Origin of the sequence: Streptomyces sp. NPDC051776 (genome assembly GCF_040681345.1) — a bacterium.
Classification (GTDB): domain Bacteria; phylum Actinomycetota; class Actinomycetes; order Streptomycetales; family Streptomycetaceae; genus Streptomyces.
Window position 1 is genome coordinate 1 of record NZ_JBFAYQ010000152.1, and the last position, 1,928, is coordinate 1,928.

Consider the following 1,928-nt stretch of genomic DNA (forward strand, 5'->3'; position numbering starts at 1 on the left):
TCACCGGTGAAACCGTGACGGCCGAGGAACTGTGCACGCCGGACTACTGGGTTGAGCACGTCCGCCGGACCGTCCGCTACGCCGACGCCGTACGCGCTCTGGAGAGGGAGGCTGTCACCCGGTTCCTCGAACTGGGACCGGACGGCACCCTCACCGCCCTGGCACACGCCTCGCTCACCGAGAGCGCGGCGGTGGCGGTTCCGGCTCTGCGCCCGGACCGCCCCGAGGCACGGACTGTGCTGTCGGCGACCGCATCCCTGTACGCACAGGGCGACGACGTCGCCTGGTCCGCCTTCTTCCCGACGGCCCGCCCCGTCGAGCTGCCCACCTACGCCTTCCAGCACAGCCGTTACTGGCCACGAACGGTGGGCACCCACGTCGGCGACCTCCGCTCCGCGGGGCTCTCCGCCGCCGGTCACCCGCTGCTCGGCGCCGCCGTCACCCTTGCGGACAGCGGGGCCGCCGTCTTCACCGGACGGCTGTCCGCCCGGCTCCAGCCATGGCTGGCCGACCACGTCGTCTCCGGCTCCGTTCTGCTGCCCGGCACAGCCTTCCTGGAGCTCGCCCTCCACGCCGCGGACCGCGTGGGCTGCGGCCAGGTCGAGGAACTCACCCTGCAGACACCGCTGGTGCTGCCCGAAAACGGAGCCGTTCGGCTACAGGTCACCGTGGGCTGCCCGGACCCGGCCGGCCGCCGCGAGATCGGGGTGTACTCCCGGCCCGAGGACGGTTCCGGCGCGGACGACCTCGACGACGAGCCGTGGACCCGGCACGCGAGCGGCGCCCTGCTGCACGAGGCCGCCACGCCTACCGGCGAAGTCCTTCGGCCGCCCGCCGAGGCCACCGAGATCCCGACGGACGAACTCTACGAGCGGCTGGCGGAGACCGGACTGTCCTACGGGCCCCTGTTCCGCGGGCTGACCTCCGTACGGCAGAGCGGCGACGACCTGTTCGCCGAGGTGGCTCTGCCCGGCGGGACGGACCCCGAAGCCCGCCGCTACGGTGTCCATCCGGCCCTGCTGGACTCGGTGCTGCACGCTCTGGCAGCGGCATCGGCGACCACGGACGGCTCCGGCGGTTCCAGCGATTCAAGAGGTACCGCGTCCGCTCCGGGGCTGCCGTTCTCGTGGACCGGTGTGACCCTCCATGCCGCCGGTGCGTCCCGGCTCTGCGCGCGCCTGCGCGTCACCGGCTCCGGCTCGGTCGCCCTCGACCTCACCGATCCATCGGGCGCAGCCGTCGCCACCGTCGCCTCCCTCACGCTCCGTCCGTTGACGGCGCAGCCCACCGACCCGGCCGCAACCGGTCACGGCGAACTGCTGCACCGGGTCGACTGGACTCCGCTCCCGGTCGACACGACAGCGGACGGACCGGCGGCCCCCAGGGCAGCGGACCTGCCGACCTCGCTACCGGCGCACGGAGTTGAGGCCGGGGCGGACACCCTGGTACACGTCCCGACCCCAGCCGTTGACGCGGCGGAGTCGGCCGACGCGGCGTACACGGTCGCCACCGGCGTGCTCGAACTGGTGCGTGGCTGGCTGGCGGAGGAGCGGTTCGAGGGTGCGCGTCTGGTGATCGTCACGGAGGGGGCCGTCGCGCTCGGCGAGGCGGTTCCGGATCCAGTGCTGGCGGCGGTGTGGGGTCTGGTACGGGCGGCTCGGGCGGAGAACCCGGGGCGGTTCGCGCTGCTGGATGTGGACGCCTCGGACGAGTCGTGGGCGGTCGTCGCCGGGGCGCTCGAGTCCGGTGAGGCGGAGCTGGCTGTACGCGGCGGAGCCGCGTTCGTCCCGCGGCTGGCGGTGGCCACGTCCGCCGGTGAACTCGCCGTACCGATGGGGGAGTCGGCGTGGCGGCTGGATGTTGTGGAGAGGGGCACGCTGGAGGGGCTTGGTCTGACGGTCTTCCCGGAGGCGGGGGCGGAGCTGGCG

General features: G+C 73.6%; 1 protein-coding gene. It reads left to right on the forward strand.

Features of this window, described 5'->3' with window-relative positions; genetic code table 11:
• Window positions 1-14 precede the first annotated feature (14 nt).
• Window positions 15-1,928, forward strand: a 1,914-nt coding sequence (locus AB0M26_RS31820; RefSeq protein WP_365266497.1) for a polyketide synthase dehydratase domain-containing protein, incomplete at its 3' end; no start/stop codon positions are given.